Here is a 25933-nt window from a genome sequence, read left to right on the forward strand (position 1 = left end):
GGCGTGTCCGTCTCCGACGCCGGTGCCCGGGTGCCGGGCTCGTTCCGTGACCCGGGCAACCGGGTCTTCCACCGCCGGGGCGAGGTGCTGCGCGGCCTCGACGAGCGGTCCGCCCGCGACTGGCGGGCTCTCGCCGCCACCGACTTCTTCCGGGACCTGCTCGCCGCAGGCAAGGTGTGCGGCACCGAAGAGCTCGTCCCGACCCCGGTCGACCTGCCCTGGGCCGCGGTGCTGCGGCACGAGCGCATCCCGTTCGTCTCGTACCCGTACGAGTGGTCGTGCGGGATGCTGCGCGACGCCGCCCTGCTGCACCTGGAGATCCTGCGGTCGGCGTTGGCCGCCGGCTTCACCACCAAGGACGGCTCGGCGTACAACCTGCAGTGGCAGGGCGCGGCACCGGTCTTCATCGACGTCGGCTCGTTCGAGCCGGCCCGCGACGGAGAGCCCTGGGCCGGCTATCGCCAGTTCTGTCAGACCCTGCTCTATCCGCTGCTGCTGCAGGCCCATCTGGGGCTGGACTTCCAGCCCTGGCTGCGGGCCCGGATCGACGGTATCGAGCCGGATCAGATGCGCCGCCTCTTCTCGGGCGCGCGCCGGCGGCACACCGGGGTGCTCACCCACGTCCACCTGCACGGCGCGCTGCAGGCCCGCCACGCGCACGCCAGCACCAGCGACGTGCGCGCCCAGCTTCGGGACGCCGGCTACTCCCGTGAGCTGGTGCTGGCGACCGTACGCGGCCTGGAGAAGCTGGTCCGCCGGCTGGACGCCCGGCCGGCTCGGAGCCACTGGTCGGACTACCAGCGCACCTGCGCGTACTCGATGCCCGACCGGCAGACGAAGGAGAGCTTCGTCGACCGGGCGGCGGCCGTCACGATGCCGGGGCTGGCCCTCGACCTGGGCGCCAACGACGGCCGGTACGCCCGGATCGCGGCCCGGCACGCCGAGTACGTGGTCGCGGTCGAGCAGGACCCGACGGTGGTCGACGTGCTCTACCGCGCGCTGCGGGACGAGGGGGAGCGGCGGATCCTGCCGCTGGTGATGGACCTGGCCGACCCGTCGCCGGGCGGGGGCTGGCGGAGCGTCGAGCGGGCGGCCTTCGCCGACCGGGCGCGGGCCGACCTCGTCCTCGCGCTGGCGCTGGTGCACCACCTGGCGATCGGCCGGAACGTGCCGCTGGACGCGGTGCTGGACCAGCTCGCCGCGCTGACCACGCCCGGCGGCACGCTGGTCGTGGAGTACGTGCACCCCGAGGACCCGATGGCCCGGCGGCTGCTGGCCAACAAGCCGGACGGACTCTTTCCGGACTACCGGCGCGAGGCGTTCGAGGCGCTGCTCGTGGCGCGCGGCCGGATCATCCGCCGGGTCGAGCTGCCGTCCGGCACCCGCACGCTCTACCAGGTGGTGACCCGTGGCTGAACAGACTCTCGCGCCCCCCGAGGTGCGCCCGGGCGCACCGCCGCCCGGTCGCCGGGCCGGGTGGCGGGACGAACTGGGCCGGCTGCTGGAGGTGGTGGCGTTGGTCGGCCTGGTGGTCACCCAGCCGATGCTGGACGTGCTGGGCCACAGCCCGGACTTCTTCCTGTTCCACGGCGCCTCCCCGGCCGACGTGCTGCTCCTGGTGGCCCTGATCGCCGTCGTGCCGACCGTGCCGTTCGCCCTGCTCGGCGTGGTCAGCCTGGTGGCCGTGCGGATCGCCCGGGCGGCCGTGCACACCCTCGTGGTGGGGCTGCTGCTGGCCGCGCTCGCCGTCCAGGTGGGGCGGCACACCACTCCGCTGCGGGGCGTACCGCTGCTGCTGGCCGCCGGGGTGGTCGGCGCCGGCGCGGCGGTCGCGCACCGGCGCTGGCGGGCCCCGGGGCGGGTGCTGCGGCTGGCCGCGGCCGGGCCGGTGGTCTTCGTCAGCCTCTTCGTCTTCGCCACGCCGGCCTCGGCGGTGGTGCTGCCCCGGGGCCACGCCGGGGCCGCCGGGGTGGCCGGCGCCGGCAGCCACCCGCCGGTGGTCATGATCGTCCTGGACGAGCTGCCGCTGGTCTCGCTGCTCGGCCCGGACGGGCGGATCGACGCCACCCGGTACCCGCACTTCGCCGAACTCGCCGCCGGTTCGACCTGGTACCGCAACGCCACCGGGGTGAGCGGCTGGACGCCGTACGCGCTGCCGGCCATGCTCACCGGCCGCTACCCGGCCGAGTCGGTCGCCCCGCACTACTCGCAGTACCCGGACAACCTGTTCACCGCCCTCGGCGGCCTGTACGAGATCAAGGCCGAGGAGAGCATCACCCGGCTCTGCCCGCCCAGCCGGTGCGAGCAGCCGGCCAGCCCGGAGCAGGGGCTCGGCGTGCTGGTCCGGGAGAGCGGCAAGCTGCTGCGCCAGGTCACCGGGCCGGTGGACAGCCAGGTCGACCCGGAGAACTCGTACCGCGAGCTGACCCGCGCCGAGGCGAACCTGGACGCCGCCGAGCCGGTTCCGGCCGACCCGAAGTTCCGCTGGGACACCCTCAACGACAACCAGCCGGCCCGGTTCACCGCCTTCCTCGCCGGGCTGCGCCCGTCCGCCCGGCCCACCCTGCACTTCCTGCACCTGCTGATGCCGCACGCGCCGTGGGCGTACCTGCCGTCCGGGGCTCGCTACACCGCCCCGGACGACCTGCCCAACGACGGCGCCGGCTGGGTGGACCTGGCCCGCCAGCGGCACCTGGCCCAGCTCGGCTACACCGACCGGCTGATCGGCGAGACGCTGCGGACGCTGCGGGCCACCGGCCTCTACGACCAGGCCCTGGTCCTGGTCACCGCCGACCACGGCGTGAGCTTCCTGCGCGACTGGCAGGGCCGGGGCATGGACGCCATCAACCACGCCGCTGATCAGGTCGCCTGGGTGCCGATGTTCGTCAAGGAGCCCGGCCAGCAGGCCGGCCGGACCGACGACCGGAACTGGCAGCACGTCGACCTGCTGCCCACCATCGCCGACGAGACCCACATCAGCGTCCCGTGGCGCCTGGACGGCCGCTCGGCGAAACAGCCCCCGCGCGACGGCGCCGGCAAGCTCTTCTACGACCGCCCCGGCGAGCCGGTGCGGCTCACCGGCGGGGTGCCGTCCCCGCCCGCCACGCCCGCCCCGGACCCACTGATCGGCACCCGGGTCGGCGGCAAGCCCGCCGGGGGTGCGGCCACCGTGGCGAACCTGGCCGCGTTCCGCGCCGTCGACCCGGCGGCGGGCGAGCTGCCCGCCCTGGTCTGGGGCACCGTGCCCGCTTCGGTGCCGGACGGGACGAAGCTCGCGGTGGCGGTCAACGGCACCGTGGGCGCGGTCGTCCCGGTCGTTTCGCCCGACAAGGGCGGCCGACGCTTCGCCGCCCTCCTGCCCGATGACCGGCTCTTCGTGGCCGGCGCCAACCGCCTGGACATCTATCGGGTGGGAGCCGACGGCAGCCTGCGCAGCCTCCGCCTGTCCTGACCGTTCCCCCGCCTCGGTCGCCTCCAACCACCCCGGCTTTGGCCGGGGTGGTCCCGTTTTCGCGGGTTTCCGCGCCGGTCGGTCGGGAATCGGGTGACGCACACCTCACCGCAGAACCATGACGAGCGGTGTCGCCCGGACCGTAAGTACGGTAAAAGCGAAGGCAACTCAACGAAGATCTTGCCGGCGAAGCGAGGAACAGATGACGGAAGTCAAGCTCGACCACCCCGGTGGCCAGCTGTCGATGCCGGTGCAGTCCGCGGTCGAAGGCCCCGGCGGAATCAAGGTGGGCAACCTGCTCAAGGAAACCGGGATGACCACCTACGACCCCGGTTTCGTCAACACCGCGTCCTGCTCCTCCGCGATCACCTACATCGACGGTGACGCGGGCATCCTGCGGTACCGGGGCTACCCGATCGAGCAGTTGGCCGAGAAGTCCTCCTTTCTGGAGGTCTCGTACCTGCTGATCTACGGTGAGCTGCCGACCCAGCAGCAGCTCAGCGAGTTCAGCGAGCGGATCCGGCGGCATTCGCTGCTGCACGAGGAGATGCGTCGGTTCTTCGACGGCTTCCCGCGCGACGCGCACCCGATGGCCGTGCTCTCCTCGGCGGTGAGCGCGATCTCGACCTTCTACCAGGACAGCCTGGACCCGTTCGACTCCGAGCACGTGGAGATGTCCACGGTGCGGCTGATGGCGAAGGTCCCGACCATCGCCTCGTACGCCTACAAGAAGTCGATCGGCCAGCCGCTGCTGTACCCGGACAACTCGCTCGGCTACGTCGAGAACTTCCTGCGCATGAACTTCGGGGTGCCGGCCGAGCCGTACGAGGTCGACCCGGTGGTGGCCCGGGTGCTCGACATGCTCTTCATCCTGCACGCCGACCACGAGCAGAACTGCTCCACCTCGACCGTGCGGCTGGTCGGCTCCAGCAACGCCAACCTCTTCGCCTCCGTGTCGGCCGGGGTGAACGCGCTGTTCGGCCCGCTGCACGGCGGTGCCAACCAGGCCGTGCTGGAGATGCTCCAGCGGATCCAGGCCGACGGCGGCGATGTCCGCTCCTTCGTGCAGAAGGTGAAGGACAAGCAGACCGGCGTGAAGCTGATGGGCTTCGGCCACCGGGTCTACAAGAACTACGACCCGCGCGCCGCGATCGTGAAGAAGGCGGCCCAGGACGTGCTCGACCGGATGGCCAAGCCGGACCCGCTGCTGGACCTCGCGATTCAGCTGGAGGAGATCGCCCTCGCCGACGACTTCTTCGTCTCCCGCCGGCTCTACCCGAACGTGGACTTCTACACCGGCCTGATCTACAAGGCCATGGGCTTCCCGACCAAGATGTTCACGGTGCTGTTCGCCCTGGGCCGGCTGCCCGGCTGGATCGCCCAGTGGCGCGAGATGATCAACGACCCGGAGACCAAGATCGGCCGCCCGCGGCAGATCTACACCGGCTACGCCGAGCGGGACTACGTCCCGGCCGCGGAGCGCTGACCTCCGACCGACGGCGAAGGCCGCCGACCCCACAAGGGGTCGGCGGCCTTTTTCGCGTACGCGGGTGCGTGGGTCAGTGGCTCTTGTGGCCCTCGCCCGCGGTGACGGGCAGGTTGCCGAGCACCCGGTTGATGATGTGGATCCGCGCACCGGCGGCCTGGTAGTCGGCGCAGACGGTGTCGGCCTTGCGCGCCACCCGGGCGCTCGTCCCGCCGCCGGCCTCGGTGACGGGGATCTTCGTACCGGCGAGCGTGGTGACCTCGCCGGCGGCCACCAGGTCGGACATCGACAGCGATCCGGCGACGAGGTGCTCGCGGAGCAGGCCGCGCAGCTTGTCCTTGTCGGTGATGAAGAGCTCGTCCAGGTTGTCCTCGGAGAACTGCAGCTCGAACGCGTCGTCGCTGGGGGCGAGAATGGTCACCCCGGACGCACGGTGCAGCTCGGACTCCAGGCCGGCGGCCCGTACCGCCGCCTCGAACATGGTGAGGACGGGGATCCACTGCAGGGCCGCCTCGGGGGGCTCCTGGGTCAGCGATGCCGGGTTGCCGGGATCGGTGCCCGAGGGCAGCGCGTCACACAGCGGCCCGTGGAGGGCGGGTGCCGCCGCTGCCGTGGCGTCGGTCGCCGCCCGGGCCGGGGCGGCGTCGCCGGAGCCGGAGCAGCCGGCGAGGGCCAGGGACAGGCCCACTGCGGCGAGCGCGGTCAGCCGACGTCGTGCGGCCCGCCGGCCCGGCCGGCGGGGACGGAATGGTGCGGTGACGAGCTGGTCCACCGGGTCTTCTCCAGGTCAAATCGGGGCCGTACCGGCCGGACCGGCCCGAAGGCCGGCCCAGCCGGTACGACGATCAGCGGGTCACAGACCGGCGCACTGGCCGCTCTTCGGTCCCGTGACCGAGTTCTGCACTTCCAGGTTGACCGGGCCGTTGGCGTTGCCGCTGCACTGCAGCGGACCGGTCACCGTGTTGGCCGCCACCAGGGGCGCGCCGCCGCGATTGTTCGTCAGCTCGACCGGGCCGGTGGCCTTGACGTCGATGACCACCACCGGGCCGGCGGTCTCCGTGATCCGGGTCGGGCCGGTGACCGTGCTGTTGGTCAGGAAGACACCCGCGGCGCCGCTGGCCTCCACCGGGCCGGTGAACGACGAGCCGGTCGCGATCAGCGTGGCGCCCGGCTGGACCCGGACCGGGCCGTTCACCGTGACGTCCTTCAGGCAGGCGAAGCCGGAGATGGTCAGCTTGCCGTTGTGCTTGCCGGTCAGGGTCGGGTACACCCGCTCGCCGGCCACCATGTACTCGGCACCCTGCCCGTCCAGCAGCAGCGGGATCAGACCCCGCTCCGGCTGGGTCAGCGGCACGACGTACCCGTCGGCGGTCTTGACGACCTGCCAGCCGTGCGCGGCGAGACGCTCCGCCACGGTGGTGCGCATGCCGGCCGGGCCGTCGGTGCGCGCCCCGTTGTACTGCTCCTCGGTGAGCTTGTACGCGCACGGCGCGTTGTCGAGGATGTCCTTGGCGGCCGGGGCGTCGGCCGGCGGCGGGGCCTCACCCGGGTGCGGGGCCGGGTAGGCCTCGATCGGGCGGGAACCGCGGAAGACGATGCGGCCGGTGTTCGACACCTGGAACTTGATCGCCTCGGCCCGCGCCGTGGTGATCGCCGGGAGGTTTGCCCGGTGGTAGTCGAGGAACTGGTTGAACGTCCACAGCGCGGAGAAGGTCTTACGGCGCCGGTTGTTCGCCGTGTTGCCCTCGTCCGGGCGGGTGGTGCCGCCCGAGCTGCGCAGCTCGAGCAGCGAGTTGACGACGTTCTTGAGCCCGGCCGTGTTACGGAGGATGGTCTCCTCGCTCAGGCCCACGGCCCCGCCGCCACTACACCCGTACGGGCACGGCCACCAGCCGTCCTTGGCGCCCTGGGTGTACATGTGGCCTTCGATCATGTGCTGCGACTCGTCGAAGATCGACTTGGCCACGTTCTGGTGCCGCGGCGGCAGCATCGGCAGGTCACCGGCGTTGGCGTTGCCGAACTCGTGACCGTCGTAGCTGGCCACCGGGTGGTAGTCGCGCAGCATCCGTACGAACGCGGCGTTCTCCGGCTGGCGGATCAGCGAGTAGTCCCGGTTCAGGTCCTGCCCGGTCGAGTTGCCCCGGGTGTTGGCCGCCCGGCCGTCGCCGTTGATCGTCGGCACGATCAGCACGGTGGTGTGCGACAGCAGGTCGATGGTGCGGGCGTCGGTGCTGAAGGCCAGCTTGCGCGCCATGATGAAGCAGGCTTCCCGGTCACCGGGCTCGTTGCCGTGCACGTTGCAGTTGACCAGCAGCGGCGAGGTGGCCGCCACGGCCGCCGCGGTCGCCGGCGGCTTCGGGTAGCCGAGGATGAACATGTTGATCGGCCGGCCGAGCACGGTCTTGCCGATCTCGGTCACCCGGACCCGGTCGCTCGCCTTTTCGAGCGCCTCGGTGTAGGCGTACTCGTTGACGTCGCTGGTGTACTGCGCTCCGAGGGTGGTCTCCCACTGGGTCCGCAGGTTCTCACCCGGGACGTTCAGGTCGCCCCAGGGCGCCAGGGTGGCGCCGGAGACCGGCTCCGAGTACGGCTGCGCGGTGGTGCCGAAGCGGGCGCGGACCCGCCACTGGAACCGGTCGCCCGGGTTGTATCCCGAGTCGGCGAAGGTCGGCGACTCGTTGTTGATCTGGCGGTTCGGCCGCCAGACGCCGGTGATGACGGCGGCGCCGGTCGTCGAGCCGTCGGCGGCGATCGGCGTCCGCTCGATCTGGTAGTCGGTGGCGCCGGCGACCGGCGTCCACGCGAGGGTGGCGTAGCCGTCGCTCTGCACGACCGACAGGTTCAGCACCTGGTTCGGCTCGGCTTGGACGGTGACACCGGCCGGTACGGCATAGGCGGGCATGGGCGCGACCGCCGCCGCGAGGCTGGCGGCGAGCAGGACGGAGAAAATAGTTTTCCGTCTGTCTCTCATGGACGCTCCAGAGGAGTGAACTGACAAGGTGCCGAACAGCACACGTGATCCACGTCGTACGCAGTGGACCGGGCGGGATTTCTTGAGGACAATCTGAGATTCCGGCACCGGGTTCAGCTCGGCCGTAGCCGGTAGCCCACTCCGCGTACGGTCTCCACCAGGCCGGCGTCGGCGAGCTTGGCGCGCAGGGCCGCGACGTGAACGTCGAGGGTGTGCCCGGCCTTCCAGGTGGTCTGCCAGATGTCCATCAGCAACCGCTCGCGGGACACGACGGTGCCCGCCTGCCGGGCCAACGCCATCAGCAGGTCGAACTCCTTACGGGTCAGGCTCACCTCGCGGTCGGCGAGCCAGACGCGCCGGGCGCTGAGATCGATCCGCAGTTCGCCGACTTCCAGCGTCTCCTCGATCCGCGCGGACCGGGCCGTCCGGCGCATCACCGCCTCGATCCGGGCCTGCAACTCCGCCATCGAGAACGGCTTCACCACATAGTCGTCGGCGCCCGCCCGCAGCCCCGCCACCCGGTCCCGCTCCTCGGACCGGGCGGTCACCGCGATGATGGCGACGTGCTCGTTGTCCCGGCGGATCTGCCGGCACAACTCCAGGCCGTCCCGGTCGGGTAGGTTGAGGTCGAGCAGCACGAGGTCGACCGGGCCCGCCGTGGCCGCCTCCGCAACGGTCGTGGCCGGGATGACCGCGTAACCCCGGCGGCGCAGCGCGCCGCCGAGCGCGGACGCGACTCGCAGGTCGTCCTCCACCATCAGCACCCGCACCCGCGTCTCCTCGGCCGTCGTCGTTGACAGGTCCACGCGAGTCTGTCCGATGGGCACGGCCGTGACCAGCCCGGACGCAAGATCGTGATCGCACGATGACTTGCTCGACCGTCCCGGTGATCCCCCCGTCACCGCAGGCGATCCGGGCGGGACCGCCCACGGCGTGGGGTACGCGTCAGCGCAGGCCGGCGGCGGCGAGCAGGTTGCCCTCCGGCAGCGGCGAAAGCGCCCGGCCGAAGACCATCCGCTGCTCGGCCCGCGCCGCGGTGAACATGGCGTCGCCGCCGATGGCGGCCGCGTATGTGGCGGCCGTGCGGGACGCGATCGCCGACCAGGCGTACCGCTCGTGGACCACGGCGAGGGCGCGCCGGGCGAGGGCGCGGGCCTGGTCCCGGTCCGACAGCAGCGCGTGCACCGCCTCGGCCAGCCCGTCCGGGTCCTGCGGGGCGAAGGTCATCCCGGTGACGCCCGGCTCGACGATCTCGGCGAGCCCGCCGGTCCGCGACACGGCCAGCGGCGCGCCGGCGGCGGCGCCCTCCAGGGCCACCATGCCGAACGGCTCGTAGATGCTCGGCACGGCGAAGCAGTCCGCGGCGGCCATCACCGCGGGCAGGTCGGTGCCGCCGAGGAAACCGGGCATGCTCACCGTGTCGGTCAGGTCGAGCCGGTGCACCTCGGCCTCCAGGGCCGCCCGGTACGGCCCGTCGCCGACGATCACCGCGCGCAGCCCGGGGTGCCGCTCGCGCAGCACCGGCAACCCGGCGAGCAGGTCCTGCACGCCCTTCTCGTAGACCAGCCGACCGGCGAAGGTGACCAGCGGACCGTCGCCGGCGAAGCGGGCCCGGGCGGACGCCAGCGCCGCCGCGGACACCCGCCAGCGGTGCGGCTCGACCCCGTTGGGCACCACGTCGACCCGCCCGGCCGCCACGTCGAACAGCGCGGTCACCTCGTCGCGCATGTAGCCGGAGCAGACGATCACCCGGCCGGACTCGGCGGCCAGCCAGTGCTCCACACCGTGGATGGTGCGGTTCATCTCCTCGGGCAGCCAGCCCTGGTGCCGGCCGGCCTCGGTGGCGTGGATGGTGCTGACCAGCGGCAGGTCCAGATGCTCGCGCAGCGTCATCGCGGTGTGCGCGACGAGCCAGTCGTGGGCGTGGATGACGTCGTACGCGCCGGTGTCGGCGGCGCGTAGGGCGGCCCGGGTGAGCGTGTGGTTGAACGCCATGGTCCAGGCGAGTAGGGAGTCTGTGGCGAGTGGGAAGCGGACCGGGTCTTCGGCGGCGCGGATGATCCGGACGCCGTCGGCGTACTCCTCCAGTGGGGCGCCCTCGGCGTGCCGGGTGACGACGGTGACCTCGTGGCCGGCGGCGGCCAGTGCGACGGAGAGGGCGTGCACGTGGCGGCCGAGGCCACCGACGAGCACGGGTGGGTATTCCCACGAGAGCATCAGGATGCGTCGCGGCCGGGCCGGCGAGCCGGGCTGCCGGGGGACGGCGGGGCGGGAGGTGAGGGTGGGCAGGTGGGTCGGGTCCGTCGCGGTGGCGGGCTGCTCGCCGACCCGCAGGATGGTCACATCAATCTCCGTGTTGAGGCATGCTGGGTTGCGCCGGCGGCGTTGGCGGCGTGACAGGTGTGGTGAGGGTGGCCGAAGGGCCGGGGTGACGCGGGCGGGGCGCACGCGTCCGACATCCAGGAAAGGCCATTCCGCGCCAACGCGCAGCTAGAAACGGGCGATCGTGACGGAAGACACCTGAAGTTCCTTCCAACCTCGGGTGGGTGGTTCTGCTCCTCGGACAGGTTCACCGGTCGGGTCTACAGTGGGGCTGAGCTGCTCCTTCCTGATTTGCCGAACACCTGTACCGTCGCCCTGCCGGCTCCCACCGACTCCGTGGAGGCTGCCGCATGTCCGAGTTCACGGTGTGGGCGCCCGAAGCCGCCCGGGTCCGGCTGCGCCTGCCCGGCGTCGCCGACCACGAGATGCGGCCCGGCCCGGGCGGCTGGTGGCGGGTCGCGGTGCCCGGCGCCGGGCCGGGCACCGACTACGCGTTCCTGCTGGGCGATGACGAGCGGGCGCGGCCCGACCCGCGTTCGCCCTGGCAGCCGGCGGGCGTGCGCGGGCCGAGCCGCCGTTACGACCACGCGGCGTTCCACTGGACCGACCAGGGCTGGACCGGTCGCCGGCTGCCCGGCAGCATCCGCTACGCGGTGCACGTCGGCACCTTCACGCCGGAGGGCACCTTCGACGCGGCCATCGGACACCTCGACCACCTGGTCGACCTCGGCGTCGACCTGGTCGAGCTGCTGCCGGTCAACGCCTTCGACGGCGAGCACAGCTGGGGCTACGACGAGGTCTCCTGGAACGCCCCGCACCAGCCGTACGGTGGGCCGGACGGGCTCAAGCGACTGGTCGACGCGGCGCACGCCAAGGGGCTGGGGATGATCCTCGACGTCGCCTACCACCACGTCGGGACGCCCGGGGCCCACCCGCCGATGCTCGCGCCGTACCTCACCGAGCAGGGCAAGGGTCCGGTCACCCTCGACGGGTCGCACGCCGACGGGGTACGCCGCCACATCATCGACAGCGTGCTCATGTGGCTGCGCGACTACCACGTCGACGGGCTGCGGCTGGACGGCCTGCCCGCCACGCCGGGCTCCCGCTTCCTCGACGATCTGGCGGTGTCGGTCGAGTCGCTCTCCACCCACCTGGGCCGGCCGCTGTCGCTGACCACCGAGCCCGACCTGCACGACCCGGCCCACCACGCCCTGCCCGCCCTGCCCACCCTGCTCACCGGCGACCGGGCCGCTCAGCCGCTCTCCACCGGCCTGCTGCGCGTCGGCGCCACCCTGCTGATGACCGCGCCGCTCACCCCGACGCTGTTCATGGGAGAAGAGTGGGCGGCCAGCACGCCGTGGCAGCGCGCCGCGCACGGCTGGCCGGCGGGGGAGGTGCCCGACCGCTTCGTCCCGTCCCGGTTGGACTGGGCCGAGCTGGACAAGCCCGAGCACCGCGAGATGTACGACTTCTACCGGCGGCTGATCGCGCTGCGCAAGAGCCGACCCGACCTGTCCGACCCGCGGCTGAGCCGGATCGACGTGCGGCACGGCAACCAGTTCCTGGTGCTGCGCCGGGGCGAGTGCCTGGTGGCGGCGAACCTCGCCGGCAAGCCGCAGCGGATCAACCTGCCCGGCGTGGTCCGCAGCGTCCTGCTGGCCACCGCGGCCGGCGTCACCGTGATGCGCGACGGCATCGAACTGCCGCCCGAGTCGGCCGCGATCGTCGCGCTCTGACCGTCGCGGGCGCTGCCGGTCGTCCCCGTGGCTGCGGTGTACCTACTGCCCGTGGTCACCCCCCCCAGGAGGTGCTGCCGTCGCTGACCCATCCTGTTGACCTCCTTCGCCGCGCTCGGCGGCGAGGGTCTCGATCCCGCCGACGTAGACCCACGGATTGCCGACTTCTATGAGCGCGCCTCGCGGTGGCACCTGAACCTGTGGTCGGAATGGTCCGCCGTCGCTTGGCCATTCGGTCGGCTTGTCACGGCCTTGCTCAGCGAACGGCTGCAGCAGGCCTGCTTGTCGATGCGGCCGCTCGACGCGTCGTTCGGCATGACGAGCAAGGTGGTCCACATCCACGGCGCGCATGGCGAGGTCGTCGGCTCGGCCTGGCTCCGCAACATGCGCAAGACAGGCCACGTGACCTACAGCGGGCTGTACGGCGTCAGGACCCTTCCCGGCAGCGGGCAGCCCAGCGTCCGCGTCGTGTTTCCTCTGCCGCTGGGCTCGTTACAGGTCTTCCTCAAGCCCTCCGCCGGCCTGGACGGCAGCTTCCACCTGCGCTCCCCGATCGGCGGGTTCGGCTCTGACGGCGCATATCTCATGTTGGAGCGGTACGACGAAACGCTCAGCGCACGCCGTATCCCGCTGAACGAACACTTCCACCTGTATGTCGACGAGGACGGTGACGTCCGGGCCGATCATAGCCTCAAGCTCTGGAACATCCCCGCAGTCCGGCTGCACTATCGGATGCGGCGTCAGGCCTGAAGAAAACGCAACGGCAGCCGCGCCCCGACTCCTCGGCGGACTTCGCTCGGCCGTCGTACTGACGCGCCCGACTTGCCGTGGTGGCACCGATCAGATGCCGGCGACGACGGCAAATTCGTAGTTGCCGGCACCCACCGAGCGGTCAAGGGTCCGCATGATCCGGCCGGCGTTGTCGTGTGGGCCCTGGATGTAGAACGGTCGCCCGTCCCGGCCGAACGTGATCCGGCTGGGTGGCTGCCACGCCCCGAGGTGACCGACTGCCGAGTAGTAGTCCTGGTGCGGTTCGAAGCCGAGCTGCTGGGCGAAGTCGACGGCACCGAAGACGAGGTCCCGGGCCAGGTCGATGGGAGCGCGCATCGGCGGATCCGAGTAGGCGTTGAAGAACTCCGCGACGAAGGAGGGCATGTCGTACTGGTCCAGCGTGGTCGGCGGCACCGCGTTCTTTGCCCCGAGGCAGTAGGTGTCCACGAGGAAACCGGCCAGGCTGACCCCCCTGCCATCCTGGCGCGCGACCACGACGCCGGTCAGGCCTTCGGAGTCGCTCTGCGGATCATCAACGTCGACCCAGTCGACGGGCCGGTCCGCGATGATCAGGCCGGTGCTCCAGCCCGGATTGATCCAGCAACCGATGAGCGGCAGATCCCCAAGCGTGGCGTAGCCCGGCCGGTCGACGGCGACGCCGCGGGCGAGAGGACCGACCCCGGCTCGGGTGACGCCCAGCTCTCGGGCGATCTGCTTCGGGGTGCGGCCAGCCGCGCGGAGCGCCTGCGCCCGAGACTCCAATTCGTCGGAAATCACCGGCCAATCCTGGTGTCGAGGAAGGTCACTGTCAAACATCCCGGCCGCGTGTCCGGGCGCGGCCAGAGCAGACCCTTTGGTCTCTGACAGCCCGACCCAGTGCGCAAGGTGACTGCGGGTTGTATCCGCGTCACGACAGCGGGACAGTATGCAGCGAGTATCCTCGGAGTATGACTCGCCGTATCACGATCAGCCTGCCCGACGACGTGGCCGCGTACGTGGAGCGGACCCAGGGCAACACGTCCGGTTTCATCGCTGGAATCCTTCGTCGGAAGATGCGGGCCGATGGTCTCCGGGCGAGGTGGGCGCAGCTCGGTTACGTCGTCACCGACGAGGACGTGGAGCGGACGCGCGGCCGTCTCGCCGCCCAGCCGCCGATCAGCGACGAGCAGCACGCCCAGAACCTCGAGTGGCTGAGCCGGTTCGACGACGAGGGGACTGCCGCAGCATGAACGGTCTCGTCCTCGACACCTCCGCCCTGCTCGCGTACGCATCGGGCACCAGTGTCGAGCCCGGTGCCATCCTGACCTTGGCCGAGGAGGATCCCGACCAGCAGGTGTGGATCCCGGCTCTGTGTCTCGGGCAGGCGCAACTCGAACTGGCTGGCACGTCCGCCGCCGCCATGCTTGATTTGCTCTTCACCGCAGATCGCGACATCCAGGTTGCGGTCTACGACGCGGCGACGAGTCGGCGGGTGGCCCGGATCGCGGCGACGTTCAGCGTGTCATTGGATGTCGCTCACGCAATCGCCACCGCGGTCCTCTACCGCTGCTACCTGGTTACTCAAGACCTGAAGGCGGTCGAAGCGGCGGCCCCGCCCGGCTTGGAGATCCTTGACATCAGTGAAACCTGGGACTGACGTCGACGGTGATCCAGGTGGCGACGCTGACTGGCGAGGGTGATGACCCACAAACCTGGCTGGAGACCGTGGATGCTGTGGGGCGGGCAGCCGGCGCCGCTGTCGGTGGCCCAGCTCGCCGACCCGGTCTGCGGCCGGTGAACTCGTCAGCTCGTGAATGCATCGACGCCCATCATGAGCGCTGCGGTGCCGCCGTACAGGTATCCGACCTCGACCGCCTCGGTGATCTCGGCTTCCATGGTGCCTGCGGCGCGAGCGTCGTTGGCGAGCTTCGCAACACCGTCCGGGTGAGCACAATGCTGCGACCGCAATGTCACGCGGCGGGACCACCCGACAGCCCGGAGAAGGCAGCGCCGCCGCGGACTTCTGGCCCCGATCCGCGGGAACGGTTCCGGAAACTGGCTATCGACCTGGGAACGGTGAACCTCTGACGGGTTTCAGTCGACGCGCAGGCTCACCAGCGTGACGGTCAGCTCCTGTTCGGCATATTGGCGGGGGTCCCGTTCGGCGATCATGACCAGGTAGGCGTCCTGTCCGGTCGGCACCCCAGGGACGGAGAACGAGAATTGGCAGGTGCCGTCGGTGAGCGCCTGCGGCTTGGTCAGCCTCCCGGCGGCCAACCCGCCTGTGCTCATGATGAGCACCGGGGCGCCGTCGATGACGTCGGCGTGGGTGCCGGTGCCGGTGCAGCCGCTGTGATCGTCCCTGGTGAAGGATGCGCCGTCGTCGAGCACCACCGTGCCGGATACCACGAAGGTGCCGGTGGTTGGCCGGCTGGCCGCGGCGCGGGTGCGCGGTCCGCTGTTGTTGAGGAACATGGTGAGGGCGAGTCCGAGGCCTGCAGCGGCGCCGGCCCACGTCCAGAGCGGGCGCCGTGTGGTCGGCTCCGGGTGCAACGGCTGCATGGGATCCCTTGCGCGGTCAGGCTCGCCGGTGTCCGGCGGGACGGTCAGGGGGAGTGTCATCGAAGATCGCATGACTTTCAACCTGACTCGCTGTGACGGCTGCTTGCTCGAAGGGTGAGCGCCTGCTTGATTGCCGGCAGAGGGTTGTAGTGGCAGCCGACAGCGAGAACGGTTTACTGCCCGAGGTCTTGGTCCCCAAGGCCAGAGTATTGGCAGGTTGTCTGTGGGCGGCCGCTCAATGCCTGCTGTACGGCCTCCACGATGCGGTTGTCAACCACATGTGGCTGTCAGCGGAGGAACACTTGGTGGAAGAAGGCGTCCACCGTCGGCATCGCCAGGACGCCGGTGATCGTGCCGCCCGCTGCCAGGATCGCCGCGATGCTCAGTTAACGGCCCGAGCGAACGGGTGCGTTCGACCGTGCGTGGCACGGGAGTTTCCTTTGCGAGTTGCTGGATCCCACGTCGAGTTGTTTGGGTGCGTTGCTTGTCGCTCCAGCAACAACACGCGGACCCAAACCCGGTGGCGAAGGCGGGCGCTGCCCGACTGGCGGACAGCGCCCCTCGCGAACCGAGAGAACTTCAGCGCCTGAATCGTTTGCGTCATCAGCTCGACAGGCGGCGGAACCCCTCCTGCTTGACGCCGACGACGAACAGCGACCACGCGTTCGGGCCGAAGGCGAGTGCCGGGCCCGCCGGGTCCTTGCTGTCTCGCAGGCCGACGATGCCGGGCAGGTTGTCGGCGATTTCAACGCACTCGCCGCCGTTGTTGCTGCGGGTGGACTTGCGCCAGACGGCACCGGTCAGGTCAGGCACGGCAGTACTCCTCTGCAACTTTGTGAATCAGGCTCTTGGATTGAGATTCGTTGAGGGCGCGGCCAGCCATGTCGGCCCAGATGGTGTTGTAGGCGGCCGTCTCATGGGGTTTGTCGAGGTAGATGGCGCCGGTCGCCGCCTCCAGGTACGCCACCGGTGGCTCCACCTCCTTGCCGTTGTTGTCCGTCGGGAACTCCAGGATCGAGAAGGCTCCGGCCATCGCCCCAGCGTGTAGCCCGGCAGAAAAAGGCAGCACCTGGACGGTTACGTTCGGTAGCGCCGCGGCCTTCAAGATCTGGTGAAGCAGTTCGGCCATGATGGTGGCGCTGCCGACCGGGCGCCGTAACACAGCCTCGTTGATTATCACGCTGAGTTGCGGCGCGGAGAAGCGGGTGAGAAGTGCCTGCCGATCCACACGGAGTTGGATGGATCGTTCTTGTCCATCGCGATCGTCTGCGTCGATCGCCCCGCTAGGCATCAGGAAGAGCTGCTCGGCGTAGGCGCGGGTCTGAAACAGGCCGGGGACCAACTCCGCCTGATACTGCCGGATGGTGGAGGCGGAGGCTTCGAGTCCGACGTAGAGCTGGAACCAGCGTGGCAGGCCGGAGCCGATGTAGTCGTGCCACCAGTTCTTGTTCTCTCGAGTGGCGGCGGTCATCGCCAGCAGCAGTTCGCTGTCCTCCGCCGAGGCGCCGTAGAGCTTCAACATCTCCTTCACGTCCGCCTGGCGGAAGCGCACGTGCTCGGCGCCGTTCTCGATCCGGTGCATTGTGGCCCGCGCCCGGTCGAGTTCGTCCGCCGCTTGGTCCATGGTCAGCCCGGCGGCCTTGCGGAGGGCTTCGAACTTACGGCCGATTTGGCGTCGGAGCATGGTCGAGCCGGTCACAGCGTGTGACACCCGGTGCCTCCCGTGGAGTTCATGCGTCGACATGGCTTCGTCCAATTAAAGCGACCGGATGCATCAGAAGCAATAGACAAATCACGGGAGGTATGCAGCTGGAGATCAATAGGTAAAGCAAGGCCGCCATTGCGACATTGCATTTGCGGTTGATCGGTGCTCTACTGCCGTTGCGGCCACTGTGGATATGCCCAGGTCAGGGGCCGTGAGCTGCCCTGCTGTCGTACTGCTGATCGAAGGCTGCGGCGGCAGGTGCGGGGTGGGTCCGTCGATGCGCGGCGGGTCGACGGGCCCACCCATCCAGGCGGCATCCCACGTACGAGAGGCGGGTAATCCATGCGTGTCTTCTTCCGGCGGCGCAACCAGCGGCCGTGGACGGTCGGTGGCTCTACCTGCTACCGGTCGGCTACCTACCACCCCTTGCGCCCCTGGCAGGTGCGGGAACGCCGGTTTCGTCCCGCCCGCTTCGGCCGGCGCGGCCTCGACCCGGACGAGGTGACGGAGTTTCTCGACCGGGTCGCCGGCGACCTGGCGGCCGTCTACGACGCGCTGGCCCGCAGCCGGCGGGAGCACGAACGGATCAGGGACGCGTTGCGCAGCTGGCAGTCGGAGCAGTCCGAGGCGCGTCTCGCGGCGCAGCAGCGGGCCGAGCGCGGGGGTGTGCGGTGACCGGGCGCTGGGTGGTGCACCTGCCGGTGACCGCTCCGGACCTGCTCGCGGCGCAGCGGCTGGCCCGGGTGGTGGCCCGCTGGACGCAGGTGCTGCCGCAGACCGATCCGGGGGAGACCACCGTCTCGCCCGAGGACGAGCAGGGCGTACGCCATCGGGTCTTCTGCGATCTGCGGCTGCCGGGCGGCCGGCGGTGCCTGCTGCGGACCGACCACGACGGCGCGTGTTCGCGCCGGTTGGGCGGCCGGCGATGACCGTCGTCGACTGTGGGGAGTGCGATGGGCTGGGCTTCCGGGTGCGGCGGTGCTTCTGCACTGAGGGCGGTGATCGGCTCATCGTGGAGCCGGGCACGCTGGCTGACGAGGCGTACGCGGGCTGTCGGGTCTGCGGCGGCGACGGAAGTGTGGCCGAGCCCTGCCATCGGTGCGGGCGTGGCGGGCGGCGGCGGGCTCAGGTGGTGGTGACCGTGGTCAACCTGGACACCGGGGCGGCGGCGTCGAAGCGGCTGGTGCCGGGCCGCCTCGAACCACGGTTCGACCCGGACGGCGGGTGGCGGGCCCGGGAGATCGTCGCCGAGCTGAGCGCCGCCGTCGGGGTGCGGGGGCTGCGCCCGCGCTGGGGGCGGCGCGGCCCGGACGACACGCTGGCCTGGTTTCCTCGGCAGTGGCGGCCGGAGTTGCCCGCCGAGCGGCGGCGGGCGCTGGAGGCGGCGGCCCTCGCCGAGCAGGACTTCGACCCGTGGCGGGTCTTCGTCGGCCGCGGTACCGAGCCAACGCCGGCGCCCGATCCCGCTCGCGAGCTGTCCCGGCTCTGCGCCCTGGCCGACCTGCTCCATCTTGACCTGATGGTGGAGGCCCGCCGCTGGCACGGCGACCTGACCTGGGCGATCCGCTACGAGATGCCCGGCGGGGGCGTGCCGGCCGAACCGGGCCGCCAGGCCTGGGACCTGCCCTCGGCCGTGGCCGCCACGAGTTTCGGCGAGGCGATGCGCGGGCTCGACGAGCGGGGGCGGGACGCGCCCGCGTACGCGGTGCGACCGGTTCCGGCTGCCGCCGTACCCGAGGAAATGGACCTAGCGCGGCTCGGGCGGCGGATTTGCGCGGACCTCGCGGGCGACGCGCCCGGGGCCCAGGCGATCTGGCGCGACGGGCGCTGGTGGCACACCGGGCTACGTTCCGACGGCAGCGCCGAGGTGCTGCACGAACGGGACACCGGGCAGATCAGCCGTCACCTGCGAGCGGTGCTGCGGCGGGCCGAGGAGCCGGCCGACCCCGCCTGGTGGGGCGAGCCGATCGCCGAGCGTCCCTGCCCCGACTGCCGGCCCGGCACCCGGCTGCGGCGCTGCTCCTGCCGGCTCGGCGTGACCGGCCCGGACCCGGAATGCGTGCACTGCGGCGGCGCGGGCCTGGCCCCCTCGTGGCTGTGCTGCTCGGCCTGCGGGGACCGGGGTCGGATCCCGTCGGCGCTCTCCGTGACCGTGACCGACCTGCGGCGGGCGGTCCACGAGACGTGGCGACCGGTGGACGGTGAGGTCGCGCCGGTGGTCGGGTACCAGCCCAACGGCACGCCGGTGCACCAGCTGGGCGAGCGCTGGCGGCTGGCCCGCCACGCCGCCGCCTTCGGGGTACGCCCGGCCGACCTCACCCGCAGTGACGAGGACTGGCCGGTCGTTGAGGACCTGCTCGACGGCATCGTGACTGTGATCGAGGGCGCCGACCCGGCGCGCTGCCACGTCGAGCGGGTCGGTGCCGGGCTGCCCGGGGCGCGGCTGTTCGTGCTGGCCGCCGCGCCGGACGCGCCGCCATTGACCGACCTGCTCCGGCTCGCCCACGCCCTCGACCTGGCCGCCGTCCTGGCCTACTGCGACCATCGGCTCGACGCGGGCGACCCGGTGAAGATCCAGGGGGAGCGGTGGCAGGTGCGGCTCGTGGCCCGAGATGCCGAGGTCGGGGCGGAACTGCCGCTGTGCGAGAGCGTCGAGCTGGCCGTTGCCCGCTGCGTCGAGCATCTCGACAACGCCCTGCTCGCCGCGGTGCCTCGGGAGCCGGACCGGCCGGTGCCCGCCCCACAGGCGGCACCGTCACCGCCGGTGCCGGACCCGACCCCGCTGCTGCGCCACGTCGGCCAGCACTATGCCGGCACGCCGGTGGTGGCGTCGTTCGACCGGGCGGGCTGCCGGCTCTGGCTGGCCGAGCACGACACCGTCCAGCCACTCGCTTGTGCCGCCACGCTCGTCCAGGCCGTCGCCGCGCTGCGGCTGTGAGGCGTCAGTGCTGCTGGCGTTCGGCCCACCGCGCCTCGGCGGCCTTCCTGAGCTGCCCCGCCGTACGGCCGCCGGGCGCGGCATCCGCCGCGTCGTGGTCGGGCTGCGCGGCCCGGAACCGCCGCCGCAGCTCGGCTCGCACGGGTACGTCCCCGTCCCGCAGCACGGACAGCAGCAGTTCGTCCTTCTCGTCGGCCGGCAGGCTGCGCAGCCAGTGGCGCAGCTCAGCCGTCGGCGGCTCGGAGTGGGACAGCAACGGGCTCGCCTCGGCGGCGACGGCGAGCAGGTCGGTGTCGATCCGCAGGAACTCCACCAGGCTCCGCAGCGGTGCGGTCAGCGTGCCCAGACCCGCCGGAACCGGGGGCTCCGGAACGTCGTCGCCGACCTCGTGCCGCCCCACCGCGAGCAGCCAGGCCAGATAGAGCAGCCGCAGGTCACCGCCGGCCAGGTCGGCGCGGGCCGGGATGATCGAGGCGAGCCGGCCCTCCCCGTCGTCGTCCGTCCACTCGCTCTCCTCGTCCTCGTCGGTGAGGTCGATGACGACCTGGTCACCGACGGCCCACGCGGCTGCCGATTCGGTGTCGCAGTAACGCTGAGCGGTGTCCAGGTCCAGCGATCCGTGGGGGAGTCGGAACATGAGTTGCCGGGTGCCCCAGTTGGCCAGGTAGAGAAATGCGTCGAAATAGTCTGCCACCAGCCGCTCCGGGTCGCCCCGGAAATCGCCCCAGTGATAGGTGTTGACGAAGCCCGTCGAGGTGATGCGGGCACGGCTCGACAGCTTCCGCAGCTCGTCGATCTGGTCGGTGGTCAGCGGCCGGTCGACCGCCAGGAACTCGTAGTACTGATATTCACTCACGCCGTTCCGCCCATTGCGCCCGTCCGTCGTTGAACGAGCACGATACCGGCCCGGCTGAGCCCGTCAGGGGATCGGCCACTCGTGGACGGGGCGGTTGCTGTGCATCAGGTCCACGTAGTGGCGGACCACCTCGCGCAGCGCCGCCGGCCGGTCCAGGTGGTCGGCGGACTCCAGCCGGTGCAGCGTCTCCACCTGCCAGGTGGCGCCGTTACGGCCGGTGAGGCAGCGCTGCTCGATGATGCCGAGCAGCCGGTCCCGTTCGCCCGGGTCGAGGCCCAACCGGTCCAGTCCGTCGTGGGCCAGCGGCAGGAGCCGGCGCAGCACCAGCTCGGTGACCGCCAGGTAGCCCAGCCCGGGCCAGAACACCTGGGCGTCGATGCCGTACCGGGCGCAGGTGGCGAAGTTCTCCTCGGCGGCGCTGAACGACATCTGCGACCACAGTGGCCGGTCCGACTCGGCCAGCGCGCGGACCAGCCCGAAGTAGAAGGCCCCGTTGGCGACGGTGTCCAGCACGGTCGGGCCGGCGGGCAGCACCCGGTTCTCCACCCGCAGGTGCGGTCGGCCCTTCAACACGTCGTACACCGGACGGTTCCAGCGGTAGACGGTGCCGTTGTGCAGGCGCAGCTCGGCGAGCTTGGGTACGCCGCCGCTGGCCAGGGCCGCGGCCGGATCCTCCGGGTCGCAGACCGGCAGGAGCGCGGGGAAGTAGCGGACGTTCTCCTCGAACAGGTCGAAGACGCTGGTGATCCAGCGTTCCCCGAACCAGACCCGGGGGCGTACGCCCTGGGCCTTGATCTCGTCGGAGCGGGTGTCGGTGGCCTGCTGGAACAGCGGCACCCGGGTCTCCCGCCACAGCTCCCGGCCGAAGAAGAGCGGCGAGTTCGCGCCGAGCGCCACCTGGACGCCGGCGACGGCCTGGGCGGCGTTCCAGTGGTCGGCGAACTGGGCCGGGCTGACCTGCAGGTGGAACTGGGTGCTGGTGCAGGCGGCCTCGGGGGTGATGGTGTCCGCGGTGACGGCCAGCCGCTCCACCCCGCTGATCGAGATCTGCAGATCTTCGCCGCGCGCCGCGAAGATCTGCTCGTTGAGCAGCCCGTAGCGGTGGTTCGCCGAGAGGGTGGCGGCGGTCAGGTGTTCCGGGCGCAGGGTCGGCAGGATGCCGATCATCACCAGGTGCGCGTCGATCGTGCGTGCCTTCTCCTCGGCGGCGTTGAGGCTGGCCCGTACGTGTTCCTCGAACTGTGCGGTCCCGTCGCCGGTGAGGCGGCGCGGCGGCACGTTGATCTCCACGTTGAACTGGCCCAGCTCGGTCTGGAAGCTGGGATCGGCGACCGCCGTCAGCACATCGGCGTTGCGCATCGCCGGCTGGTAGTCGTGGTCGACCAGATTGAGCTCGATCTCCAGCCCGGTCATCGGCCGCCCCACGTCGAAGCGGGACTCGCGCAGCATCTCGGCGAAGACGTCGAGGCAGCGCCGGACCTTCTCCCGGTATCGGGCCCGGTCCTCGCGGCTGAAGGTGCGCACGCTGACGTCTTCGCCCATGGTCACCACCCTGTCACCGTTGGCTTCCCCTAACCTCGCACGGGACGGCGGAGTGGGGAAGACCCGAAGAGACTTCTACCTACCCAATCGTGGGCGGCGCGATCCCTCGCGGGTGCGGCGCGAACGTCAGGTGAGCGCCGAGCAGGCGGCGATGCCGAGCACCAGCAGCACGCCGAGCGCCGCGTCGAGCAGCAGCGGCGGGCCCAGGTGCGACCACATCGTCGCGGTACGCGGGGTCAGCAACTGGCGGGTGGTCAGGTTGATGATCCGCTCGATCCGCGGCGGCAGGTCGGCGTCGCGTTGGGGGCGCAGGGTGATTTGCACGTGGTCGCCGGGGTGCAGCGCGCTCTGCGGCAGGTGGCCGTGCAGTTCCACCTCCAGCAGCCGGCCCGCGGCGTCGCGCACGCGGACCGGGGTGACCAGGAACTCCGGGCCCTTCTTCATGTCCTTGAAGCTGCGCCGGCTGCCCCCGCTGTTGCTGCGCAGCGCCCGCACCAGCCGTATCACGCCGGCGGCGGCCAGCACCGCGACCAGCACCGGCCGTCCTACCCGAACCTCGCGCGGGTAGGACGCCATGAACCGAACCAGCCGGCCGGTGACGATCCGTCCGGTCGGGTGGACGACGCGTCGGATTTGAAGGTCAGTGTCCATGATCGCCACCCAGAGTCCGGTTTGGTTCACTGATCGTAGCGGGTCTTGCTGATTGAGCGACGTGAATGAAACTCGGTCACGCGGCGGGCGGCTCAGGTGACATCCCCGATGGCGCGGGTATGCGTGCGGCCGAGCTGGAAAGGGGTCGAGCATGCAGCTGTCCTTCCTGCGTCCGCTCTACAACCGTCCCGGTCCGTGGTGCTCGGTGTACCTGGACGCCTCCCGGGACACCCACGACTCCCGTCCCGCGGTCGACCTCCGCTGGCGGTCCCTGAAGGGGCACCTGCTGGAACAGGGCGCGGACCCGGTGACCATCGACGCGGTCGAGGACGTCGTCCGCCGGCACAACCCGATGCCCGGCGACTACGGCCTGGCCGTGTTCGCCACCCGGGGCCGGGTGGTGCTCACCGAGTACCTGTCCGCGCCGCCACTGCGGGACCTGGCCACCTGGTCCCTGGCGCCGCACACCATGCCACTGGTCGCCCAGCGGGGCGAACAGGTCGCCTGGGTCCGGGTGCTGGCCGACCGGACGGGGGCGGACGCCATCGCGGTCAGCGCCGGCGGGGTGCCCCGGCGGGCGCACGTCAAGGGGCGGGAAAGCTACCAGTTGCGCCGGGTGAAGCCGGGCGGCTGGTCGCAGTCCCGCTACCAGCGCGCCGCGATGGAGGCCTGGCACCACAACGCGGGCGACGCCGCCGCAGCCACCGCCGAGCTGGCCGACCGGGTCGGCGCGGACGTGGTGGTGGTGGCCGGGGACATCCGGGCCACCGGCATGATCGCCGCCCAGTTGCCGGAGCGCTGGCAGGACGTGCTGGTGCGTACCGACGCCGGCGCGCGGACCGGCGGCGCGGACCCGGCCGCCATGGACGACCTCACGGTGCAGACCATCGCCGAGGTCGCCGACAAGCGGATAACCACCGCGCTGGACCGGTTCGGCATGCAGGAGGACGTCGGGGCGGGCCTGGACGCGGTGGTCGCCGCCCTGCAACGCAACCAGGTGGACACGATGCTGATCGTGGACGACCCCTCCGCCGACGGCGAACTCTGGATCGGCCCCGAGCCGACCGAGATCGCCACCGACCCGCGGCAGTTGGAGGCGATGTCGGTGGCCGACCCGCAACGGGTCCGCGCCGACGCCGCGCTGCTGCGCGCGCTGGTCGGCACCGACGCGGAACTCACCGTGCTCGCGCCCGAGGAGGCACCGGAACTCACCGACGGGGTCGGCGCGGTGCTCCGATACGTCGACGCGAGCACGCCCGGACGGGGCAATGGCTGACCGTTGCGCGGTCTCGGCGTCGACGCCGGACACCCGAGGATTAGCCCGGCCCGTGGGGTGATGCCCCGTTTAGACCCCATCGGGACGGGAAGCCGGGCCGCGTGGTGAGCGAACGAGGCAAGGTGGGGCCGGTGCGGAAGGTGCCCGTGGGGCTGGCGGCTGGCGGCGCCGGCCTGACCGGGGACCGGGTGCTGGCGGCGGGCAGCGCGGCCCGGGTCCTGATGGCGGCGACGGTCCGCGCGCTGCGCGGTGATGACTGCGCCGACCTCGGCCACGCCTCCCCGCTGTCCCGGTTCACCGGCGCACCCGAACCGGTGCGGCGGGCCGCCGCAGCCCGGGCCGCCGGCCGGCTGGCGCTGACCCCCGAGCAGGTCGCCGAGGTGGACGCCGAGCGGGTGGCGGCCTGGATCGTCGACCAGTACCCACCCAGCCGCTGGCCCGGGGTGGTGCTCGGCTCGCCGCACGGCGCGGCGGCGCACCTGGCGGTGGCGCTGGGCGTGCCCTGGCTGCCCGCCGCGTTCGAGATGTCGGCGCACTGGACCCGGGGTGCGGTCGACCGGCCCCGGGCCGCGCTCGACCACGGCGCCGCCCTCGCCGGCCGGCTGCTCGCCGGCAACCCGGACGTGCACGTCCGGCAGGTGCACTGCCCGGCCAGCCGGGGCGCGTCGGCCGGCGCCACCGTGGCCCTCACGGTGCGGTGGCGCGCCCTGCCCGGGGCGTACGCCCGGTTCGTGGCCGAACACCTGGCCCCCGGCGCGCCGGTGCTGCTGCTGCACGACGCCCGTACCTGGCCGGTGCTGGACGAGGGGCGGGGGCACAGCTTCCAGCTCGGCTCACCGACCAGCGGCCTCGAACCGGTCGACTTCCATCCCGACGCGCCCGCGCTGCGGCAGGTGCTGCGCACCGCCGGTGGCGACGGGCGGCACTGGGAGATGCCGGACGTCTCCTGCCCGGCCGCGTACGCCGAGAACGGGGTGGAGCCCGGCTTCGAACACAGTGCCCGGTACTGGACCGGCCGGCACGGCCACCCCCTGCACCGGGTGCTCGTCCCGCAGCCCGACGCGCTGAGCGCCGCCACCGCCGACCTGTACCGGCGCTGGCTGCGCCGGGCCGGCAAGACCGGTGACCGCCTGGTGGTCGAGTGCGGCCGGCTGCTGGACCCGTGGCAGGTGGTCCGGGCCGGGTTGGTGCCGTACTGGTGCGAGAACGCGACCCGACGCCGGGTGGAGGGTGCGGAGTGGTGGCTCGCCGGCAGCGAGCCGTTCAGCTCGGTGGACGTGCTGCCGGAGCCGCCGGGCGTCCGGTCGCCCGCCCTCGCCGGCCTGCCGCAGTGGCTCGCGGTGGCCGGCTTCGGGCTCCGCCGACGGGCGCTGGACCGGGGGGCGGCCCGCGGCTACCCGGTCGCCGCGGTGCCCACCCGGCGCGCCACGGAGGTGCTGCGCAACCAGCCGTACGACCTGCCCGTCCCGCCGCCGCTGCGGATGGCTGAGGCCCTTGCGGCGCTGCGGGACGCGGGCGCCCACCAGGGGTTACTGGTCTCCTGACCAACCCCGGCGAAACATCCTCGCGATCATGCGGTCCGTGATTGAGTACCTACGGAGCGGGAACACCGCTCGCTGCGAAGACGGTCCACGACGCCGTGCGGCGGGCTGCCGCCGCTTCGGGCGTTCCGTCACGTAACCCAACT

23 protein-coding genes are annotated in these 25933 nt (G+C 71.7%); 12 read left to right on the forward strand and 11 right to left on the reverse strand.

Annotated elements, in window-relative coordinates:
* Positions 1-3: 3 nt before the first annotated feature.
* The 3 genes from AB0C02_RS16620 (at position 4) to AB0C02_RS16630 (ending at position 4937) form a co-directional block, all read left to right on the forward strand.
* Positions 4-1416 (forward strand): class I SAM-dependent methyltransferase, encoded by a 1413-nt coding sequence (locus tag AB0C02_RS16620; protein ID WP_357548942.1) that lies wholly within the window; start codon positions 4-6, stop codon positions 1414-1416.
* Positions 1409-3451 carry a sulfatase-like hydrolase/transferase gene (locus tag AB0C02_RS16625; protein WP_357548946.1) on the forward strand — a complete coding sequence of 681 codons (2043 nt, stop codon included), beginning with the start codon at positions 1409-1411 and terminating at the stop codon, positions 3449-3451. The genes AB0C02_RS16620 and AB0C02_RS16625 overlap by 8 nt, the downstream gene beginning before the upstream one ends.
* A gap of 202 nt (positions 3452-3653) precedes the next feature.
* Positions 3654-4937, forward strand: coding sequence for a citrate synthase (locus AB0C02_RS16630; RefSeq protein ID WP_357548952.1), 1284 nt, complete (start codon positions 3654-3656; stop codon positions 4935-4937).
* Positions 4938-5010: 73 nt separating this feature from the next.
* On the opposite strand, the gene AB0C02_RS16635 is transcribed toward AB0C02_RS16630, so the two are convergent.
* The 4 genes from AB0C02_RS16635 to AB0C02_RS16650 all read right to left on the reverse strand — a co-directional run bounded on the left by AB0C02_RS16635 (position 5011) and on the right by AB0C02_RS16650 (position 10251).
* Entirely contained in the window at positions 5011-5709 is a 699-nt protein-coding gene (locus AB0C02_RS16635) for a fasciclin domain-containing protein (RefSeq protein WP_357548955.1), read from the reverse strand.
* Between the two features lie 81 nt (positions 5710-5790).
* The gene (locus AB0C02_RS16640) at positions 5791-7908 is read right to left on the reverse strand and encodes a M14 family zinc carboxypeptidase (protein ID WP_357548957.1); all 2118 of its coding nucleotides are present in this window, start codon (positions 7906-7908) and stop codon (positions 5791-5793) included.
* Positions 7909-8021: 113 nt separating this feature from the next.
* Positions 8022-8678 carry a response regulator transcription factor gene (locus tag AB0C02_RS16645; RefSeq protein WP_357548960.1) on the reverse strand — a complete coding sequence of 219 codons (657 nt, stop codon included), beginning with the start codon at positions 8676-8678 and terminating at the stop codon, positions 8022-8024.
* Between the two features lie 175 nt (positions 8679-8853).
* Positions 8854-10251 carry a glycosyltransferase family 4 protein gene (locus AB0C02_RS16650; protein ID WP_357548963.1) on the reverse strand — a complete coding sequence of 466 codons (1398 nt, stop codon included), beginning with the start codon at positions 10249-10251 and terminating at the stop codon, positions 8854-8856.
* A gap of 329 nt (positions 10252-10580) precedes the next feature.
* Between AB0C02_RS16650 and AB0C02_RS16655 the strand changes: the two genes are divergently transcribed.
* Positions 10581-11966 carry a DUF3459 domain-containing protein gene (locus AB0C02_RS16655; RefSeq protein ID WP_357548965.1) on the forward strand — a complete coding sequence of 462 codons (1386 nt, stop codon included), beginning with the start codon at positions 10581-10583 and terminating at the stop codon, positions 11964-11966.
* Positions 11967-12062: 96 nt separating this feature from the next.
* Positions 12063-12716 carry a hypothetical protein gene (locus AB0C02_RS16660; RefSeq protein ID WP_357548967.1) on the forward strand — a complete coding sequence of 218 codons (654 nt, stop codon included), beginning with the start codon at positions 12063-12065 and terminating at the stop codon, positions 12714-12716.
* 90 nt (positions 12717-12806) lie between these two features.
* Here the strand turns inward: AB0C02_RS16660 and AB0C02_RS16665 are convergent, their stop codons facing one another.
* Positions 12807-13514: a hypothetical protein gene (locus AB0C02_RS16665; protein WP_357548969.1), complete on the reverse strand. Its 708-nt coding sequence runs from the start codon at positions 13512-13514 to the stop codon at positions 12807-12809.
* Between the two features lie 170 nt (positions 13515-13684).
* Here AB0C02_RS16665 and AB0C02_RS16670 point away from each other — a divergent pair, with 170 nt between their 5' ends.
* Positions 13685-13966: a hypothetical protein gene (locus tag AB0C02_RS16670; RefSeq protein ID WP_357548971.1), complete on the forward strand. Its 282-nt coding sequence runs from the start codon at positions 13685-13687 to the stop codon at positions 13964-13966.
* A complete protein-coding gene (locus AB0C02_RS16675) occupies positions 13963-14373 on the forward strand; it encodes a hypothetical protein (protein ID WP_357548973.1) in 411 nt (136 codons plus the stop codon). Before AB0C02_RS16670 ends, AB0C02_RS16675 begins: the two co-directional genes overlap by 4 nt.
* A gap of 437 nt (positions 14374-14810) precedes the next feature.
* On the opposite strand, the gene AB0C02_RS16680 is transcribed toward AB0C02_RS16675, so the two are convergent.
* The 3 genes from AB0C02_RS16680 to AB0C02_RS16690 all read right to left on the reverse strand — a co-directional run bounded on the left by AB0C02_RS16680 (position 14811) and on the right by AB0C02_RS16690 (position 16962).
* Complete coding sequence (locus AB0C02_RS16680) at positions 14811-15338, reverse strand: hypothetical protein (protein ID WP_357548975.1); 528 nt, start codon at positions 15336-15338, stop codon at positions 14811-14813.
* Between the two features lie 543 nt (positions 15339-15881).
* The gene (locus AB0C02_RS16685) at positions 15882-16091 is read right to left on the reverse strand and encodes a DUF397 domain-containing protein (RefSeq protein ID WP_357548977.1); all 210 of its coding nucleotides are present in this window, start codon (positions 16089-16091) and stop codon (positions 15882-15884) included.
* A complete protein-coding gene (locus AB0C02_RS16690) occupies positions 16084-16962 on the reverse strand; it encodes a helix-turn-helix transcriptional regulator (RefSeq protein ID WP_357549072.1) in 879 nt (292 codons plus the stop codon). Before AB0C02_RS16690 ends, AB0C02_RS16685 begins: the two co-directional genes overlap by 8 nt.
* A gap of 363 nt (positions 16963-17325) precedes the next feature.
* On the opposite strand from AB0C02_RS16690, the gene AB0C02_RS16695 reads away from it, so the two are divergent.
* The 3 genes from AB0C02_RS16695 to AB0C02_RS16705 are packed head-to-tail and all read left to right on the forward strand — an operon-like array spanning position 17326 to position 19921.
* On the forward strand, positions 17326-17658 hold the full coding sequence (locus tag AB0C02_RS16695) for a DivIVA domain-containing protein (RefSeq protein WP_357548980.1): 333 nt from the start codon (positions 17326-17328) through the stop codon (positions 17656-17658).
* Positions 17655-17912 (forward strand): hypothetical protein, encoded by a 258-nt coding sequence (locus AB0C02_RS16700; protein WP_357548982.1) that lies wholly within the window; start codon positions 17655-17657, stop codon positions 17910-17912. The genes AB0C02_RS16695 and AB0C02_RS16700 overlap by 4 nt, the downstream gene beginning before the upstream one ends.
* Positions 17909-19921, forward strand: a complete 2013-nt coding sequence (locus AB0C02_RS16705) for a hypothetical protein (RefSeq protein WP_357548985.1) — start codon at positions 17909-17911, stop codon at positions 19919-19921. The genes AB0C02_RS16700 and AB0C02_RS16705 overlap by 4 nt, the downstream gene beginning before the upstream one ends.
* 4 nt (positions 19922-19925) lie before the next feature.
* Here the strand turns inward: AB0C02_RS16705 and AB0C02_RS16710 are convergent, their stop codons facing one another.
* From AB0C02_RS16710 to AB0C02_RS16720, 3 genes are all read right to left on the reverse strand, one after another.
* Complete coding sequence (locus tag AB0C02_RS16710; protein WP_357548986.1) at positions 19926-20777, reverse strand: hypothetical protein; 852 nt, start codon at positions 20775-20777, stop codon at positions 19926-19928.
* A gap of 63 nt (positions 20778-20840) precedes the next feature.
* Positions 20841-22319 carry a glutamate--cysteine ligase gene (locus AB0C02_RS16715; RefSeq protein ID WP_357548988.1) on the reverse strand — a complete coding sequence of 493 codons (1479 nt, stop codon included), beginning with the start codon at positions 22317-22319 and terminating at the stop codon, positions 20841-20843.
* 126 nt (positions 22320-22445) lie between these two features.
* The gene (locus AB0C02_RS16720) at positions 22446-22979 is read right to left on the reverse strand and encodes a hypothetical protein (protein WP_357549073.1); all 534 of its coding nucleotides are present in this window, start codon (positions 22977-22979) and stop codon (positions 22446-22448) included.
* Between the two features lie 142 nt (positions 22980-23121).
* On the opposite strand from AB0C02_RS16720, the gene AB0C02_RS16725 reads away from it, so the two are divergent.
* Together AB0C02_RS16725 and AB0C02_RS16730 are read left to right on the forward strand one after the other, a co-directional pair.
* A complete protein-coding gene (locus tag AB0C02_RS16725; protein WP_357548992.1) occupies positions 23122-24246 on the forward strand; it encodes a Vms1/Ankzf1 family peptidyl-tRNA hydrolase in 1125 nt (374 codons plus the stop codon).
* A gap of 152 nt (positions 24247-24398) precedes the next feature.
* Positions 24399-25790 (forward strand): hypothetical protein, encoded by a 1392-nt coding sequence (locus AB0C02_RS16730; RefSeq protein WP_357549074.1) that lies wholly within the window; start codon positions 24399-24401, stop codon positions 25788-25790.
* Positions 25791-25933: the final 143 nt, after the last annotated feature.

Origin of the sequence: Micromonospora sp. NPDC048999 (assembly GCF_040649295.1) — a bacterium.
In the GTDB taxonomy this organism is placed as follows: Bacteria; Actinomycetota; Actinomycetes; order Mycobacteriales; family Micromonosporaceae; genus Micromonospora.

What these genes read in the sequence shown, in the direction of transcription:
- AB0C02_RS16715 (WP_357548988.1), bottom strand. Translation starts at nt 22,319, where the DNA reads ATGGGCGAAGACGTCAGCGTGCGCACCTTCAGCCGCGAGGACCGGGCC.
- AB0C02_RS16725 (WP_357548992.1), top strand. Translation starts at nt 23,122, where the DNA reads ATGCAGCTGTCCTTCCTGCGTCCGCTCTACAACCGTCCCGGTCCGTGG.
- AB0C02_RS16675 (WP_357548973.1), top strand. Translation starts at nt 13,963, where the DNA reads ATGAACGGTCTCGTCCTCGACACCTCCGCCCTGCTCGCGTACGCATCG.
- AB0C02_RS16680 (WP_357548975.1), bottom strand. Translation starts at nt 15,338, where the DNA reads ATGACACTCCCCCTGACCGTCCCGCCGGACACCGGCGAGCCTGACCGC.
- AB0C02_RS16640 (WP_357548957.1), bottom strand. Translation starts at nt 7,908, where the DNA reads ATGAGAGACAGACGGAAAACTATTTTCTCCGTCCTGCTCGCCGCCAGC.
- AB0C02_RS16690 (WP_357549072.1), bottom strand. Translation starts at nt 16,962, where the DNA reads ATGCTCCGACGCCAAATCGGCCGTAAGTTCGAAGCCCTCCGCAAGGCC.
- AB0C02_RS16695 (WP_357548980.1), top strand. Translation starts at nt 17,326, where the DNA reads ATGCGTGTCTTCTTCCGGCGGCGCAACCAGCGGCCGTGGACGGTCGGT.
- AB0C02_RS16655 (WP_357548965.1), top strand. Translation starts at nt 10,581, where the DNA reads ATGTCCGAGTTCACGGTGTGGGCGCCCGAAGCCGCCCGGGTCCGGCTG.
- AB0C02_RS16630 (WP_357548952.1), top strand. Translation starts at nt 3,654, where the DNA reads ATGACGGAAGTCAAGCTCGACCACCCCGGTGGCCAGCTGTCGATGCCG.
- AB0C02_RS16670 (WP_357548971.1), top strand. Translation starts at nt 13,685, where the DNA reads ATGACTCGCCGTATCACGATCAGCCTGCCCGACGACGTGGCCGCGTAC.
- AB0C02_RS16705 (WP_357548985.1), top strand. Translation starts at nt 17,909, where the DNA reads ATGACCGTCGTCGACTGTGGGGAGTGCGATGGGCTGGGCTTCCGGGTG.